The 15,799-nt window shown below is 45.5% G+C and carries 14 protein-coding genes and 2 pseudogenes; 9 read left to right on the forward strand and 7 right to left on the reverse strand.

From position 1 onward, the window contains the following. Positions 1–78: 78 nt before the first annotated feature. The 5 genes from EL173_RS12160 to EL173_RS12180 all read left to right on the forward strand — a co-directional run bounded on the left by EL173_RS12160 (position 79) and on the right by EL173_RS12180 (position 4,140). On the forward strand, positions 79–1,134 hold the full coding sequence (locus EL173_RS12160) for an Mbeg1-like protein (protein WP_005692271.1): 1,056 nt from the start codon (positions 79–81) through the stop codon (positions 1,132–1,134). A gap of 293 nt (positions 1,135–1,427) precedes the next feature. After that, positions 1,428–2,075, forward strand: a complete 648-nt coding sequence (locus EL173_RS12165; RefSeq protein WP_014571570.1) for a helix-turn-helix domain-containing protein — start codon at positions 1,428–1,430, stop codon at positions 2,073–2,075. Positions 2,076–2,205: 130 nt separating this feature from the next. Continuing rightward, complete coding sequence (locus EL173_RS12170; RefSeq protein ID WP_005687855.1) at positions 2,206–2,538, forward strand: PadR family transcriptional regulator; 333 nt, start codon at positions 2,206–2,208, stop codon at positions 2,536–2,538. Further along, positions 2,535–3,320, forward strand: coding sequence for a hypothetical protein (locus tag EL173_RS12175; protein ID WP_005692264.1), 786 nt, complete (start codon positions 2,535–2,537; stop codon positions 3,318–3,320). The genes EL173_RS12170 and EL173_RS12175 overlap by 4 nt, the downstream gene beginning before the upstream one ends. 43 nt (positions 3,321–3,363) lie before the next feature. Next, positions 3,364–4,140 carry a hypothetical protein gene (locus EL173_RS12180; RefSeq protein ID WP_005692262.1) on the forward strand — a complete coding sequence of 259 codons (777 nt, stop codon included), beginning with the start codon at positions 3,364–3,366 and terminating at the stop codon, positions 4,138–4,140. Positions 4,141–4,167: 27 nt separating this feature from the next. Here EL173_RS12180 and EL173_RS12185 read toward each other — a convergent pair whose 3' ends face one another. Further along, positions 4,168–4,458, reverse strand: coding sequence for a bacteriocin immunity protein (locus tag EL173_RS12185; protein ID WP_005692260.1), 291 nt, complete (start codon positions 4,456–4,458; stop codon positions 4,168–4,170). A gap of 127 nt (positions 4,459–4,585) precedes the next feature. Here EL173_RS12185 and EL173_RS12190 point away from each other — a divergent pair, with 127 nt between their 5' ends. Beyond that, positions 4,586–5,668 carry an aldo/keto reductase gene (locus EL173_RS12190; RefSeq protein WP_005692258.1) on the forward strand — a complete coding sequence of 361 codons (1,083 nt, stop codon included), beginning with the start codon at positions 4,586–4,588 and terminating at the stop codon, positions 5,666–5,668. A 299-nt stretch (positions 5,669–5,967) separates the two neighbouring features. Here EL173_RS12190 and EL173_RS12200 read toward each other — a convergent pair whose 3' ends face one another. The 4 genes and pseudogenes from EL173_RS12200 to EL173_RS12215 all read right to left on the reverse strand — a co-directional run. Then, on the reverse strand, positions 5,968–7,323 hold the full coding sequence (locus EL173_RS12200) for a threonine/serine exporter family protein (RefSeq protein WP_005692255.1): 1,356 nt from the start codon (positions 7,321–7,323) through the stop codon (positions 5,968–5,970). 179 nt (positions 7,324–7,502) lie between these two features. Further along, positions 7,503–7,913 carry a hypothetical protein gene (locus tag EL173_RS12205; protein ID WP_005692253.1) on the reverse strand — a complete coding sequence of 137 codons (411 nt, stop codon included), beginning with the start codon at positions 7,911–7,913 and terminating at the stop codon, positions 7,503–7,505. A 60-nt stretch (positions 7,914–7,973) separates the two neighbouring features. Beyond that, a complete protein-coding gene (locus EL173_RS12210) occupies positions 7,974–9,353 on the reverse strand; it encodes a bacteriocin secretion accessory protein (protein ID WP_005692252.1) in 1,380 nt (459 codons plus the stop codon). A 12-nt stretch (positions 9,354–9,365) separates the two neighbouring features. Beyond that, a pseudogene (locus EL173_RS12215) lies at positions 9,366–10,943 on the reverse strand (peptide cleavage/export ABC transporter); the annotation flags it as partial. Positions 10,944–11,090: 147 nt separating this feature from the next. Between EL173_RS12215 and EL173_RS12220 the strand changes: the two are divergent. Continuing rightward, on the forward strand, positions 11,091–12,506 hold the full coding sequence (locus EL173_RS12220; protein ID WP_019728464.1) for an IS5-like element ISLrh2 family transposase: 1,416 nt from the start codon (positions 11,091–11,093) through the stop codon (positions 12,504–12,506). Between the two features lie 3 nt (positions 12,507–12,509). Here the strand turns inward: EL173_RS12220 and EL173_RS12225 are convergent. Together EL173_RS12225 and EL173_RS12230 are read right to left on the reverse strand one after the other, a co-directional pair. After that, positions 12,510–13,139: pseudogene (locus tag EL173_RS12225) on the reverse strand (cysteine peptidase family C39 domain-containing protein); the annotation flags it as partial. Positions 13,140–13,387: 248 nt separating this feature from the next. Next, complete coding sequence (locus EL173_RS12230) at positions 13,388–13,522, reverse strand: bacteriocin-like peptide, LSEI_2386 family (RefSeq protein ID WP_005692249.1); 135 nt, start codon at positions 13,520–13,522, stop codon at positions 13,388–13,390. Positions 13,523–13,697: 175 nt separating this feature from the next. Between EL173_RS12230 and EL173_RS12235 the strand changes: the two genes are divergently transcribed. Both EL173_RS12235 and EL173_RS12240 read left to right on the forward strand, forming a co-directional pair. Next, entirely contained in the window at positions 13,698–15,011 is a 1,314-nt protein-coding gene (locus EL173_RS12235) for a GHKL domain-containing protein (protein ID WP_019728291.1), read from the forward strand. Then, positions 15,004–15,780, forward strand: a complete 777-nt coding sequence (locus EL173_RS12240; RefSeq protein WP_005692246.1) for a response regulator transcription factor — start codon at positions 15,004–15,006, stop codon at positions 15,778–15,780. The genes EL173_RS12235 and EL173_RS12240 overlap by 8 nt, the downstream gene beginning before the upstream one ends. Positions 15,781–15,799: the final 19 nt, after the last annotated feature.

Here is a 15,799-nt window from a genome sequence, read left to right on the forward strand (position 1 = left end):
TTACATACGTTATTCACGTAAACCGGTTACACTTAGGATAGTGACTAAAAATGTTATTCAAGAACTAGGAGTATTGCCATGCCTTCAATTGCTGATTACCCGCAACGCCTCAATTTAGCGCCTTTTCAACAGACACGATTAACTGAGTTGGATGCCGGTCTTTTTGCACAACTGGGTTATTTGAATTTTAACTACCTCATCGGCCAACCTTACGCGCGTTTTGCTGATCTGAATGATAGCAGCCGACTGAACAAGGCAACTTTAACGACTTGGGCAATTCCGACGCATCAAGCAATGTTACAAGCGATGCGGCAAAGTGCACGGTTTGCGCGGGTGACTTGGACCAATTGGCTTGAGACCTGCAGTCACCGTAATGAAGAAGATTTTGGTGCCATCACCTTCACCTTGGCGCCGCATGTTTACTGCGTGAGTTTTCGCGGAACCACCAACAAGTTAGTCGGCTGGAAGGAAGATCTTAACATGAGCTTCATGCCCACCATTCCTGCCCAGCGCCGTGCTCTGAGCTACTTGACCCGGCAAATTAGCCGCCATCCCGGCACCTACTATCTGACCGGACATTCTAAAGGCGGCAGTCTCGCCATTTACGCTTTTGACAACTTGCCGCAACCGCTTGCTGATCAAATCGCGCATGTATACAGCTTCGATGGGCCAAGTGGCGTCCCACTCGATCCCAACCACCGTGATCGCGTCACCAAACTCGTTCCCCAAAGTTCACTCATTGGGGTCAGTCTCGATCCGGCAACTAACTTTGAAGTTGTTAAAAGTCACGTCAAACTTTTCGGCCAGCATGACGTCCTCACCTGGAATATCGCTGACCATACTTTCGCCCGGCTGCCAACGACCACTTGGATATCGCGCTATTTTCAGAAAACTTTTGCGCTATGGTTGGCGGGTTTGGACACCAAAGCGACCGCCATCACCGTTGACGCCTTATACACCATGCTTCGAAGCGGCAACGCCATCACCTTAGACGATTTAGCCAAAACCAAAAACCACTGGCGCCACTATCTACATGCCTTTCACGAATTAGACAAGCATCATCGCCAGCAGCTAGGCAAATCGTTCCGCTGTTTGCTCGGAGCGATGGCAGGATCGCTGGTAAAAACGCATTAAAAATTTCCATGTCAACTTGGGCTTGTTAGCAATAAACTTCAAAATGTCTCTTTTAACTCGAAGCGAGAACGGCAAAAACCTGCCGAACTCACTTCGAGTTTTTTGCACTACTGTGACAAAAAGTTCAAACTAACCTACATGCCGTCAGTTCGCGGCCCACAAAAAGACAAACTAGCATCCGCCCAGAATCCCGTCATATCAACAACTCTACGAATCTTAGAGTCTTCCTGAGTAAAAAATCCTTGTACCTTTTTAGATCTGCTTTAACAATGAGAACAGGTGGTGAAGAGAAAATGCAATTTAGTGACAAACTGAAACAGGCTCGCCAGCAACATCATTTAACCCAGATGCAGGTTGGTACGCAATTACATGTTTCAGCCAAAACCATTTCCAGCTGGGAGAATGGGCGTAGTTTTCCTGATATTAGCACCTTGGTTAGTATCAGTGATTTATATCAAATTTCGTTGGATCAATTACTTAGGGAGGATCAAGATATCGTGCAACATTATGAGACCATCAGCAAACAAGCACAGCGTTACCAAAAGTACTTCCAAATTACATACTTTTTGAATATCTTACTGATTTTGGCCATTTGGGCAGTACAGATCACATCGAGCAATTCTAAGACTATTGGATGGCTATTTTTGGCACTATTAATTAATTTAGTCGTGATGGCAACGCATTATCCTGATTACCATACTTGGATCAAAGGTACGGCACACCGACTGCTATTAATTCTGTTAGCTGTTGGATTAAGCACAGTTTTACTCGTCTTGAGTTTCGATGGTGCAGCGTCATTAAACACCGCCAGAGCAGCATCAAACCGATCTGTTGTTTCTTTAATCGGCTTTTATATAGGTCTGCTCATAAAACCACTAACTGAGGCGTTCAGCATTATCTTTGCCATCTTTGGTTTTGCCGAACTAAAAGAACAGCCGTAAGCTCTTTTGACTCATCATCCCGCTAAGTCAGCCATTTGCGCTGGCTTTTTTAAAATCTGATAACTTGCTTTACAAGGTACAGGCTGCTGGGTATACTATGCTTAACAAGGTATCAAAAGGAGGCCAGTGCATGCAACCTTCATCCCAAATGCTCAAGGGCATCCTCGAAGGCGCCATTTTACGGATCATTCAGCAAGGTGACATTTACGGCTACGGCTTGCATGAAAAACTGGGCACATTGGGCTTTGGCAACATCCCGGAAGGCACCATCTACCCGTTATTGCTTAAACTACAAAAAAACAAGCTCATCGTTGGCGTTCGCCGTCCTACCGGCAATGGCCCCGATCGCAAATATTATCACCTCACTGATGCCGGTCAAGACGCTTTGGCTGACTTTCAGCAACAGTGGCAACAACTTGCCCAAGCAATGGCACAGCTTAACCAAGGAGGTACCGAATCATGAAAAAATTAAATCGGCTGCGAACGGCAAATGACCAACTGCTGAAAAATATTCACGGCACTGATTACACTTACACGGAAACTGTTATCCAATATTTACGCGGTGCTTTGTTCAAGGATCCATACGCCATTGAACACGCCATTAGTGACTTACTTGCAACCCTAATCGATGCGCAACAGGCCGGCCATCGCGTTGCCAGCTTCTTCAGTGACGATCCCCAAACAGCAGCGGATAACATCTTAGCCGAGTTGCCACGCGTCTCTTGGTGGTACTTGTTTGATCAATACTGGCCGATCCTCATGTTTCTTTTTTCCTCCAGTATTTTTACGATGTTAGTCAGTCAAGACAATCAGTTATCTTTAAGTAATACCATTGCGCCGCTTACTGTTGTCTTCGCCTTTTTAGGGTTGCCATTTGCACGCGGCGCCTCATTCAATAAGCTCTCGGCCAAAACAATCTTTGGTCTGCTGCTGGTTGTCACCCTTCTTGTTATCGTCCCTTTAATACTGGGTTACTTAACCGTCAGTCATTCTGAATTTGCCTTTTCGCATACGACCCTCACCATCATTTGCGGCAGTTGTGCCGTGCTCAACTTGGCGGTGGCTTTGAGTTTTCGGCAAATCGCTAAACTATTTTTAGGTTGGTCAACGATTTGGCTACTGGCACTTGCCGGACTACTTTTGCCAATTTCAGCATTCACGGTCGGCATTGCCATCGCCGGCGTTGTCCTCGCAGCACTCTTATTGTTCTATCATCCCGAACCCCGCTCCGGATTAATCGCCTAAGGCCGCGATTGATCACAAACCATACACAGGAGAAGCATTCGCCATGAAAAAGTTAATGAAACTGCGTGCCGCTAATGACCAACTGCTTAAGCAAATCCACGGTCTCGATCATAACTACACGGAAACGGTTGTTCAATATTTACGCGGTGCTTTGTCCAAAGACCCTTACGCAGTTGAACATGCCATCAGCGATCTGCTGACAACGCTCATTGATGCCTACCAAGCTGGTCATCGCGTTTCCAGTTTCTTCAGCGACGATCCCCAAACTGCTGCAGATAACATTTTAAAAGAACTACCGCGCGCTTCGGTGAGTTATCATTTCGCCATCTTCTGGCCGTTGATCATGTTCCTGTTGATTGAAAGTATTTTTCTCATGTTTATCAGCCAAGATCGTCAGCTTACGGCCGGCAACATTGCATTAGCCGGCGCGAATGTCTTTATTATGATTCCTATTTCTTACGGACGTGGCATCTTCTTTAACAAGATAGCACGTAAAACTGTTTTAACTTGGCTCGCAGCTCTAGTCGCCATCTTCTTTGCGCCTGCGCTGATCGATTATTTTTCACACGGTCTGCTAGACTTGGCTATCTCTCGGCCATCACTTCTGGGATTCAGCCTCGTCTTAGGTGCCTTCAATCTAGGGATGGCGCTGTGGTTTCGGTATGCTGCCCTTGTGTATCTAGCATGGACCGGCATCTGGCTGATAGCCGCACTCGGACTTTCCCTCCCCGTCTCTCAGATAACGGTCATCTTTGGCATCATCGGAATCGTGGGGGCCGTTGCATCGTCGTTTTTTCGTTTCGAGCCACCTGAAGTATGACGCCAAAGATGCCGTTGACGCGTTGCTTTATCTAAACAGCTGACCAAAGAACGTTGCTTCCCCAAAATAACGATCGCCGGTTGCCCCAATCGTTGTGTACAATTGGCTTAACGCGGCAGGTGACTGTAAGTGATTGAGTAACACATACCGGGAAATGGTCCGTCTGAGTTTGAGGGCCACCATTTGATAAGGGACATCACGGTTTAGGTCTTTGGCCGCCTCTAAAAGCTGTTGCCGAATTTCTGGATGTTTCGCCATTTCTGGATCGTTATAAGCTATATCAATCGCCTGAAATAATTGTTGGGTTTTCTTACTCATCTCTTCACCTCATCCATCCTTCTACTAGCTGGTATATACTCAACTCAGTCATTATTATCAACGTAGAAAGTAACTAACACGAGTCGTCCGAACACTGACACGCTTTTTGTGCTGTGCTAGACTATTCATGCAGTATACCGATCTTGTGCTCATCCTAATATCCGTGAACCGGGAGCCAAAGATCAATTTTCTATTTGCAGCTTATCATGTCACTTATGAAAGGATCTTTCAATTGAAATATCGTTTATTGGGCAAAACCGGCTACAAAATTAGTGAAGTTTCGCTTGGCACCTGGCAACTAGGGGGCAAATGGGGTGCGCCATTCGATGCAAATGTCGCCCGCGAAACCTTGGACGAAGCCTATGATCGTGGCGTTAACTTCTTTGATACCGCTGATGGCTATCAAGGCGGTGAAAGCGAAAAGATGGTAGGAGCATTCGTTAAAGAGCATCCCGATGTGCATTTCACCACTAAGATTGGCCGCAAAGAAGAGCCATTGACCGCCGAGCATTTTGATCCGGATCATATTCGCCGTTATGTTGACGAATCGCGCCAGAATATGGGCTTAGACAGTCTTGATGTTGTCTTGTTACACTGCCCGCCCATGCAAGTCTACTATCAGCCTGAAACTTTCTTTACACTGGATGCCTTGCAAAAAGCCGGTAAGATTCGGCATTATGGCGTCAGCATTGAACGGGCCGAAGAAGGCATTAAAGCGCTCGACTATGACACTGCGGTTGTTGAAGTGATTTTCAATATGTTCCGCCTGCGCCCGGCCGACACCTTCTTCCCGCTGGCTAAACAACACAATGTCGGCATTCTCGCGCGGGTACCCTTGGCAAGCGGCCTCCTGACCGGAAAGTTCGATGAAAAGACCCAATTTGCCCCCACAGATCAGCGCGCCAACAACCGCCATGGCGAACACTTCAGCAAAGGCGAAACTTTCTCCGGCGTTGACTATTTAACCGGCGTCAAAGCAGCCCGCGAACTAAAAGAGCGGTTAGGATCTGACAATCTGGCCGCAACGGCACTACGGTTTATTCTAATGTACGATGCCGTTTCAGCGGTCATTCCCGGTGCCAGCAACCCGACCCAGATCGAACGTAACACCGACGCAGCCGAAATGCCTGCCTTAACCCCTGATCAGATGGCAGTCGTTAAAGATGTTTACGAGCGCATGATCAAGAATCCGGTTGGTTACGAGTGGTAGTCAACTAATAATCAGTGAGCGGTTGTCAAATGAACCCCCTCACCGATTTATCTAAGTGTAAGCTGACTGTACAAGCCATCTGAGTGTGATGACGATCACGCTTGCCAAGTTGGTTTGATGCTTGCGTTAACTCGTTGCTGCCGGCAGCTTTCTTCTGCAACAGCGCTGTTGCTACATAACAACTAACGAGTTCACCAAAAAGCACCCACACTTCCAGTTGACGATTCAAGTCATAACCATCACAAAACCCCACTCCGATTTGAAGTGGGGTTATTTGTGTTGCTAAAAAGTCATATTAATTAATCACTTTGCCGCCAGCGAGAATCCATAATCAAGCGAGCGGTAAACAAGCCCAGCGGTAAAAACATAATGATAAGTGCGGCACGCGTCATCCATTCGGCACCGACGCCAATATTATTCAATCCAATATTGTAAACTGCCCGGTAAATATACAAGCCAGGCACCATGATGACGATTGATGGCACTGTTAGCGAAATCCGCGGATAGCCATCAACGCGATTAATCGCCGATGCAATCAGCCCAGCCACCAGTGCGCCGATAAATGCCGCCGCAGCAGGGGGAATCGTATTGAGATCCACCAATTCAAGCCGCAACGTATTCGCCACTGCCCCAATCAACCCGGCCTGGATTGCCATTCGGCGGGGGCTGTTAAACATCACCGAGAATCCGAAGACCCCACAAAAGCTGGCAATGAGGCGATAAATCAAAAGAAGGACCGGACTCAAGCCTAAGTCGACAAAGTTTTCCGGGCGTAAATGGACAACCATCGCGACCAGCCAACCAACCAGCGAAGCCACAATGGTAATCATCAACGCATACAGTAGTCGTTCCATTCCCGAGCGCATATCCTGCTTCGAAATATCCAGCATACTGGTGATAAACGGGAAGCCCGGAATCACAAACAACATGGCGCCGATATACCCCGCTTCATGCCGCGCTGCAATGCCCAGTCCCATTTCCAATCCGCGAAAAGCGATAAAATAAACCAAACAGGCAACCGCCACACTGACACCGATACAAGCCAGCAGTGTCCAGTTACGCCGAATCATGATTTCACGCAGCCAATTACCGATCCCTGCACCAACAAAACAACAAACCATTTCGATAGGACCGCCGCCTAACAAAAAGACGAAAGCGCAACACGCCAAGGCTGCTGCCAATCCGGCGCGCAACGGATCGTAATTGCCAGACATTTTTTGAATTTGATCAAGTCGATGGTGAATATCCCGGACGGTTTGAGTCGCATACTCTTTGTCAAAATGACGCACAAAACGTTCCAACGCATCCAACTTATCAGTATTCACACCGCTTTTTGGCAGTGAAAGCACCTCAGAATAGGCATGGTTATTGCTAAAGCAGGTATACGATAAGGAAATTAGGCCAATATCTGCTGAACATGACATCCGCAATGCTCGAGCAACGGTGTTCATCGCCTCACGCACGCGCCACGCCCCGGTACCACACGCCAGCAACATGATCCCGACTCGGCCGACGAGTGACGCGCGCTCTTCAAGGGTGGCATGATCCGCTTGCCGCTCTTCGCTGACAATCACGTCATACCACGGAATCTGCATATGATGTTTTTCTGAAAGCGGTTGGTCTCCCCGATCCGCTTGGTTATCTTTTGCCTTCATAACTCGTGCTAATCCTTCTTCTTATAGGGATTGTCTTTTCCAAAAAAATTGAAAATAAACATTCACTATTCTAGCACAATTCATAACAGGGTGTATTTTTGACTTTTTGAAACTAACGGATTTGACCGCCTTATTCATGACAAGCACGCACAAACTAGCAATCATTTCTCGGTCTCAACTTATTGCATATGATGTTGGAATCGCTGCGCCAGAAAATGCCGGATTCGCAAAAAGCGACGGGGATCTTCCTTCTTCTGTCCATTGGCGATCCTTCGTAGCTCATCAATCGCATCTCGTCCTTCTTGACTCAACCGTACACTTTCAGTCGTGAGGATAAAATCAATTCTTAGTATCATCCGAAAAACATGCCGTCGTAATTCATAGCCATGGAAACCATCGCGGATAATCTCTTCCTTGGTTCTTTCCACAACTTCTTCAATATTCGTTTGGCGGATGAGCTGCGGTTGTTCATGTAATTCATGCAACAGGCAGTCGATATAGCCTTTTGTTTCTAATTCTTCCTCGTAATCCATACGCCGATCACCGCCTTTCATTTGATTAACTTGATCCGTATCGTTTTTTATGGTCATTTTCTTAAATAATGGGCATCGCCTTTTCGCTACTAAACGACAAAAGCGGTAAATACCGATTTATCGATGGTTAAACATCTTATCTGCAAAGTAATCCCAATAAGTCTTTGTGCCGGTGATAACAGATGCTTGGCCGGCTAATCCATAATAAAGGGACTGCCGCTGCGATTTAGATAATTTCACCCGCGCCTTGACCGTAAAGAAGTTACCAACTTTCGGATCGCGTGTTGGGGCGACGTCAATCGCATAAACCCGGCCATCTAATATGGTAGGGGTCGGCACATTCTCAGCAATTCGCAGGCGTACTTTCTGCCCACGCTTGATGCTCATGATCTCTGTCGGCGAAACGCCTAATTTTATGTCAGCAACCGTTTGTTCCGTTAAATCCGGCAGAATTCGTGCCAACACGCTTCCTGAAGGGACGTATTGATTCCCTGCCAAGGCAGTTTCTAAATGCAAAACGCCACTGGCACTTGCTTTGACATGATAGTTTTGAGTTTCATCATTCAAGGTAGCTAACTTAGCCTCGTCTGCTTGGACCTGTTGCTGAACCTTCGTCTGTTCCGCAACGGCTGTTTGCTGCAACCGACTTTGTAATGCGGTTAGATTAGCCTGAGTCTCTCCCGCTTTTTGAGCCGATACATCTGCTTGTTTTTGACCGGCCCGTTGCTGCTCTAAAGACGTCAAATTGGTTTGTTCCTCATCCAACTGTGTCTGTAATTGAGCAAGGTACTGGCGTTTAAGGTTCGCCTGTGCCTCCGCGTCGGTATTTTTTATCTCACTTTCATATTGTTGATAAAGGTAGTGATAGGCGTGGCGACTGGCCAAGGGTTTGTTCGCCTGAATCGCCGCTTTTGCCTCGGAGATAGCGGCCATTTTTGCTTGGCTCGTTTGGATACTGGCGCTTAGTAACCGATCAATCTCTTTGTTTTTTTCACTAGCGACGGTTTGGGTTGCCTGCTCAGCCTCTGCTGTCAGTGTCAGCACTCGCCGTTGACTCAGATAATCTTGCACCTGTTGTTGATAGCCGAATCGGTCTGCCTTTGAAAAAAGATCTTTGTTTTCGGTAACACTTTGTTTCAAAACATCCAATTGCTGCTGTTGCTCTTTTAGCGTTGCCAGTTGCTGCTTGAGTAATTTGATTTGTGTTGGATTGGCGACATCGTGGTAAACAAGTAAGGTCTCGCCTTTCTTCACGCGCTTGCCTTCTTTCATGCGGTTCGAGACGATCCGATTGGCGGCCGTCGCCTGAACTGTCACGGCTGCCTTTACCGGTTCAATTTCGGCAGCTGTCAGCACAGTTACCTCGCGCCGAGCAAAGATCAGAAACAATAGCAAGCCTAAGAAAAGAATCGTACTAGGCATAATAATCATCGTTGAAAAATTGCGAAAGCGGTGCTGGTAATATTCGGTCGTTGCAAGTTTTTTGGGATCCATCATCTAAAGCTCACCTCACTCATGAACCAGGCGCGCGTAATAACCGTCTTGGGCTAACAACGTTGCATGGTCACCTTGTTCCACAATTTTGCCATGATCCATCACCACAATTTGTTCGGTTTTAGCCGCAATAGTTAAGCGATGGGCAACAAAAATAATGGTCCGATCCGTCATTGCCAGCAAGCGATCGACAATTTTTCGCTCTGTAATGGTATCCAGACTGCTGGTCGATTCGTCAAAAATCAGTACTTTTGCCGGTGACAACAAGGCCCGTGCAATCGCCAGCCGCTGCTTCTGACCGCCTGATAAAATGCTGCCGCTTTCTGACAATTTGGTCTGCCACTGCTGCGGTAAGTTTGCGATGTCTGCGGCAATTTCCGCAGCCAAACACGCCTGCGTCAAATCTTGTTCCGAAACATCCGAACGGCTACCTAACGTCAAATTCTCCAACACCGTGCCCGAAAAAATAAACGGATCCTGAGGTACATATTCAATATATTGCCGTAATGTTGTCAGGTTAATGTCTTTGACCGGAATGCCATTAAACGTAATGGTTCCTTTATCGGCATCAACCGGGTAAAAGCCAACTAATAATTTTGCTAATGTCGACTTACCAGAACCGCTCATACCGACAATGGTATATTTAGCATTTTCCGGCACTTCAAGGTTGATGTTTTTTAACACATCTTGGCCAAAACCATATTTAAACGAGACATCCCGAACGCGTATCGGACCTTCGATTAAATGCCGCTCCGTCAAGTGCCGCTGTTCTTTGAATTCCGATTCGACCAGATAAACTTCATTCAGGCGATTGTTAGCAACCCGCGCCATTTGTAACTTTGGCTGTAGGTTGATGATGCTTTCAAGCGGATTCGTAAAGTATGACAGCAGCGCATTAAAGGTCAGCATCTGCCCCAAACTCATTCGATTGGCAATCACCAAACTTGCCCCAATCCACAACACCACAACGTTCAACGCCAGCTTCAACAGGCCTTTAATCGCTTGCTGTAACTGATCTGCCTTGGTGTAACTAAACGACCTCTTCAAATAGGTTAGAAATTCCCGATCAACCCGTTCATAGCTAACTCGTTCGCCGGTCAAGGACTTGATGGTTTCAATGCCATTCAAATCTTCAATAATCGATGAACTCAAGATTGCGTTACTTTCCATCGTCTCTTGGTTCAACCGATCAAACGGCCGCTGAAATGCAAAAACAATCACCAAATAACACGGCACGGCAATCAATGACACTAAAAACAAAGTCCCATTTTGGATCCCTAGAACAATGCCTAATATTAGGACAATCCAGACATCCAAAAACAACGTCATAATCGTATTCGCCAGCGCGTCAATAATTTTATTGGCATCCGCAAACCGCGACACAATCTCTCCGGTCCGCCGAGTTGAAAAAAACGACATCGGCAATTCATATAAGTGGCGCACATACCCTAAAATGACATCAATCGCAAGCCGCTGCCCCAACACCGCCATCAAAAAATTCTGGCCATAAGTCAACACAGCTTGCAGCAAGTAAGCCACCAAAAGGCCACTAGCAATCATCCCCATCGTCGTCCGCATGGCATTCGGTATATAGTGGATGGTGAAAAACTATAAAAGTACTTTCATGATAGGCTTTGACAATAGTTAAGTGTATAATAAGTGTAAGCCTTATTTGCCCGAAATGCCTATGCTTTGGGATTTACCCTTGCACTTATCGCTGACCTATCGGAGGAATTGATCATGGTTTATCGTCAAAAAGCAACGCAACTATCACTTGAATCCTTTGGAAGCGCTCTGGGAACACCGCTCAGCCCGGACAACGAGTGGGTTCAATATGCAGAATTGATCCCATGGGCCAAACTTGAAGAGGCATACCAATTACAGTTCCCTTCAAAAACCGGCCGAGCAGCGAAGCCATTTCGATTGCTTTATGGCGCAACGTTGATCCAGTTGAAGAAAGGCCTGACCGACCGCCAAGTTGTCGACGATATCCGTGATACACCAGCCTATCAGTACTTCATCGGATTACCCGAATATCGCGCTAAGAAGCCATTTGAACACACAACGTTGGTGCACTTTCGCCAACGGCTTTCAGCCATCTCAGATTTGATCCGCAACATTACTAATGACTTCACGCGCGAGCGGTTGGAGGCCGATCTACCTGAGGGGACACATGTTTTGATTAGTGATGCGACTGCCGTTCCGGTCAAGATCAAGTATCCCCAAGATACAACGCTGCTTAACCAGAGTCGTTTGAATCTCGAACAAATGGTCACAGATCTGGCCCACGGGTTAGGTGTGGAAATTCCGCGGACGTACAGACGTGAAGCAAAAGGTAAGTGGACCGCTTTTTCGAGGAAACCGCGGCGTCAAAACAAGGAACGCCGCAAACAGCTTCAGGCTCAGCTACAATACATCCGAAGAGATCTGCGATATGTGGCGGAACTGCTTGCGCAAGGCGGTCAGCTCACTGATTGGCAAGCACAGCGTCTGGAAGTGATTAAACAAGTCTATGAGCAGCAGCTCTTCATGTTTGAGAACCACACTCACCATGTCGAGAATCGCATCGTTAGCCTTCAACAGCCGTATATCCGGCCAATCGTGCGAGGTAAGGCAAAGCAGTCCGTTGAGTTTGGCGCCAAGATTGACTGTTCCATGTTGGATGGCGTGATTGATGTAGAGCGTTTCGACTTCAATTCATTTAACGAAAGCACTGATCTTGAAGTAACGCTTGACCATGCTTTTGACCTAGTGGGTGAATATCCGGATGAGGTGCTGGTCGATACTCTCTATCGCACGCGAGATAACATCAATCTGTGTAAGAAGCTAGGCATTAAACTTAATGGGCCAAAGCTGGGTCGAAAGCCCAAACATGTGGATCCGAAACAGCGCAAAGCCGATGTCAGTGCGGAAAACCGTCGCGGTGCCATTGAGCGCAAGTTTGCCTTCTTGAAAGGTTCACTTGGGCTTGACTTAGTGAACACCAGAACGGCTGAGTCCTTGGTGGTAACGGTGGATAGCGCGATTGCATTGGCAAATATCGACCTCCTCCTTAAGCTTTTTTCTGTACCAATTTCTATTGTGGTCGAACAGGGTGGCCTGCATTATCAAATCAACTATAAAGTGACTGAAATTCGGCCAGAAACCGCAGCCTAAATCACCAGGCACTATATACGTATCAATAATAGACTGCAAAAAATACGACCCAACGATACTAATGACCGTAATCAATACCGCGGCCAGAATAATGTTCGCGATAATACCTTTTTGCTTAGCCAGCATGGGTACAAACGCAAACAAACTGCCTTTGTCCTCCTTACGCGGCTGATACTGCGGCGCCGGTGCAATAAAGATGGCCACACCCGACCATTCTTTTTCAAACACCTCTCGCGAAAGCCAGGTCATGCGCACTGACGGGTCAGGATCGCCAATCAGAATACTCGTGCGCGTTGCTTTAAAAACAACATAGTAATGAAGCAATTCACCGCGCTTCAGCACATGGGCAATAAACGGATAAGGCACATCCTCAAGATCAAACAACTGCATATCCGCCTGTACCGGTTTTGTCTCAAACGCTAGTGCTTCAGCGGCCCGAACGATTCCCAAAGCCGTCGTGCCATCCTGATTTGTCTTCGCTAACTCGCGCAGGTGGGCTAACGAATAGTCCGACCCATTGTATTTAAGCAGCATGTTTAACGCAGCCACACCACAGTCACGCTCGTCAACTTGTGCGGTGTAGAAGCGTTTGTAGTAGGTGATCTGGCCTAGTTTGGGGGTGTGTTTAAACATGTAATTATCTCCACTTTAAAAATTGAATTGCCAATTGACATCAGCCTCTCCAGAACAAAAAATAAGTAAAAGCACTATATTGACTAGGTAAATTGTGCTATCATGCATTTTATCGAGGGCCATAGCAGTTATATTAATATAAAAATTATAAATATATGCAAATTTAATAATTTTTATATTGTGTAGCTCGCAATACGAGATTATTTGTAACCTCTTTTACGAGTGTTCTTCTCCCACACGTAAGAAAACTAGCCAAAGATACTCGTTAGCCAGTTCTTAAACTTGTTAAACGTAAAACCTTCATCTCGGAGCATTCCGCCAACAAAACTTGAAAGTTCAAGATCTGTCATCATTGGCATTTCCTCATCTTTAAATTTTTTCATTACCTTTTTCTCCCTTCGTTTTGTCTTTCGTTCAAAGTGATCGTACCAGATCTTTAAAAATTTTGGTTAGGCAAAAAATAAACGTAGCTTTTTCGCCATTTAACGCAGATTTTCGAGCACCTTGGCAATTTTTAGGAAGTTAACCGCCTACAAACAGAAAGGTAAAGATTATAGCATGATTATTTCTACAGACTTGTATTACTTCTTGTTTCACTTACCGATCTTTTTGATTGATCTTACTTTCCTTTCGTATATTTACTTTAACGACTTCAAACTCAGGCATATTTTCTTATGGTCACTCGCCGCAGGAACGCTCTCCACATTTCTTTCATCAGTTGGTGAAATAACATTTGGTATTTTATATGCAACAAATATTTCAAAAAAATATCAGCGTTTTGATATCTTCTGGGTTTTCTTATTTCTAGAACTTAACTTAATTGTTATTAACCTTCAATTACTAGTCACTAAAATCGTATTTCTGTTTCTATCTGTCCAATCATCCACTATCTCAAATAGCATCAAGCTGATCATTGATGTCATATTTGCAATTGTCATGTCTCAGGTGTTAATGAAAAAGAAGCTATTCATTAATTCTATCCGTGAACAAATCCAAAAAAAAATAGCTATTTGGAGACCGGCAGTTATTTATTTAATAGTGACCTGCGTTTCGCTTTACTGTTTAGAGTTTGCTTTTTCATTTCTTGAAATCACCGATATCCTAACACTTCTTATTTTGTTAACCTTAATTCTTTTTATGGTTATCAATGTATTCTCGTTATTCTTCATCGTAAAATCATATCAGTATTCTTTGGAGTTGTTAGTTATCAAGCACGCGGAAGCTTCAAAACGCGCGTACTATTCAGCCCTTGAGCAGCAACGTATCAATACCAGTAGGATTCTTCATGATTACAAAAACTTACTTGCAACGTTACAGCTTAGCTTGCAGAAATCATCACCACACCACTCATCAGACGTTCGAACGATTGTCACTCAAGCACAGGATGCACTTCAAAAAGCTGAGATAGGCAAAGATGCCTTAGCTTTGATCGAAAGTGATCCGCTCAGGAGTTTGCTGTATCTCAAATGGTCCGAATCTGCAAACCGTGGCATAACAATGTACATGCATACCAAAGATACAGTCCGATCCCTGGAAAGTGATGTCGGATTTGCAATTATCAGAATCTTGGGCATTTTAATTGATAATGCTATTGACGAAACTGCCACACTTAAACTTAAGTCTTTCAGAGTTCTCTTATTACCCGCCCGCGATCACTTAGAAATTGTTGTTGCAAACCCGATTCCTGACGGCTTTGATTTAACTCGACTTAACCAAAAAGGATTTACAACAAAGGGCTCAGGCCACGGGCAAGGCATGTCCATTATCAATGACCTAATCCAACAAAATCCCAATATCAGCATGCGTAAAGCAATTATCAACAATGATCAATTAAAGATCACGCTATTTATAGGAGGAAAAGCCCATGCCTAAAAACAAAACAATCCTAAACATTTATATTCTCGAAGACAACCCTGACTATCTAACCTTTATCCAAGAAACTGTGCAGCAGTACCTTCTGATTGAAGAACTACCCGCCAAGATCCGGCTGGCAACAACGTCAGCAACTGAACTGCTTGCAGCTGTCGATTGGTCAGCCATCAATGATAGTATCTTCCTCCTTGATATCGAGCTGGGAGATTCAGCGACAAGCGGCGTAGATGTAGCCACAGCCATTCGGAGAAAGTCATATTATGTCGATATCCTCTTCATCACCAGCCATGTAGATGAAGCTTTAAGGATTTTAGAGCACAAAATCGCACCGTTGGACATGATCAACAAGAACTCACCTTCGAAGACAGAAAAGAAAATTCGAAATAACATTCTTTATGCAATAAAACGTTTAAAGGCGCGTCAGGTCGCATCTCCCAGATTGTTTAGCTACAGCATCAACTCCAGCATTTTTTCACTTGAAATGGATGAGCTCATCTATATTCAAACTGCTCCCGGCGTCTCAGGGACACTGGAGCTTCATGCAGAAAATGAAATTACAACCTTTCCTGGCAACCTTAAGGAACTGGCAACCAAATATACCAACTTGTGTCGATGCCATAAGAGTATCCTGATTAATCCCGCACATGTTATGCGTCTGGACATCACAAACCGATTCGTTTATATGGACAATCAAGATAAACTTGAGGTCAGTATTCGGAGAATGGGCGAGTTGCGCAACATCTTAACAGGCACACGAGCTTTATCTTAAGAAGAGTGTGACTGGGCAA

The sequence above is a fragment of the Lacticaseibacillus rhamnosus genome (genome assembly GCF_900636965.1).
Taxonomy (GTDB): domain Bacteria; phylum Bacillota; class Bacilli; order Lactobacillales; family Lactobacillaceae; genus Lacticaseibacillus; species Lacticaseibacillus rhamnosus.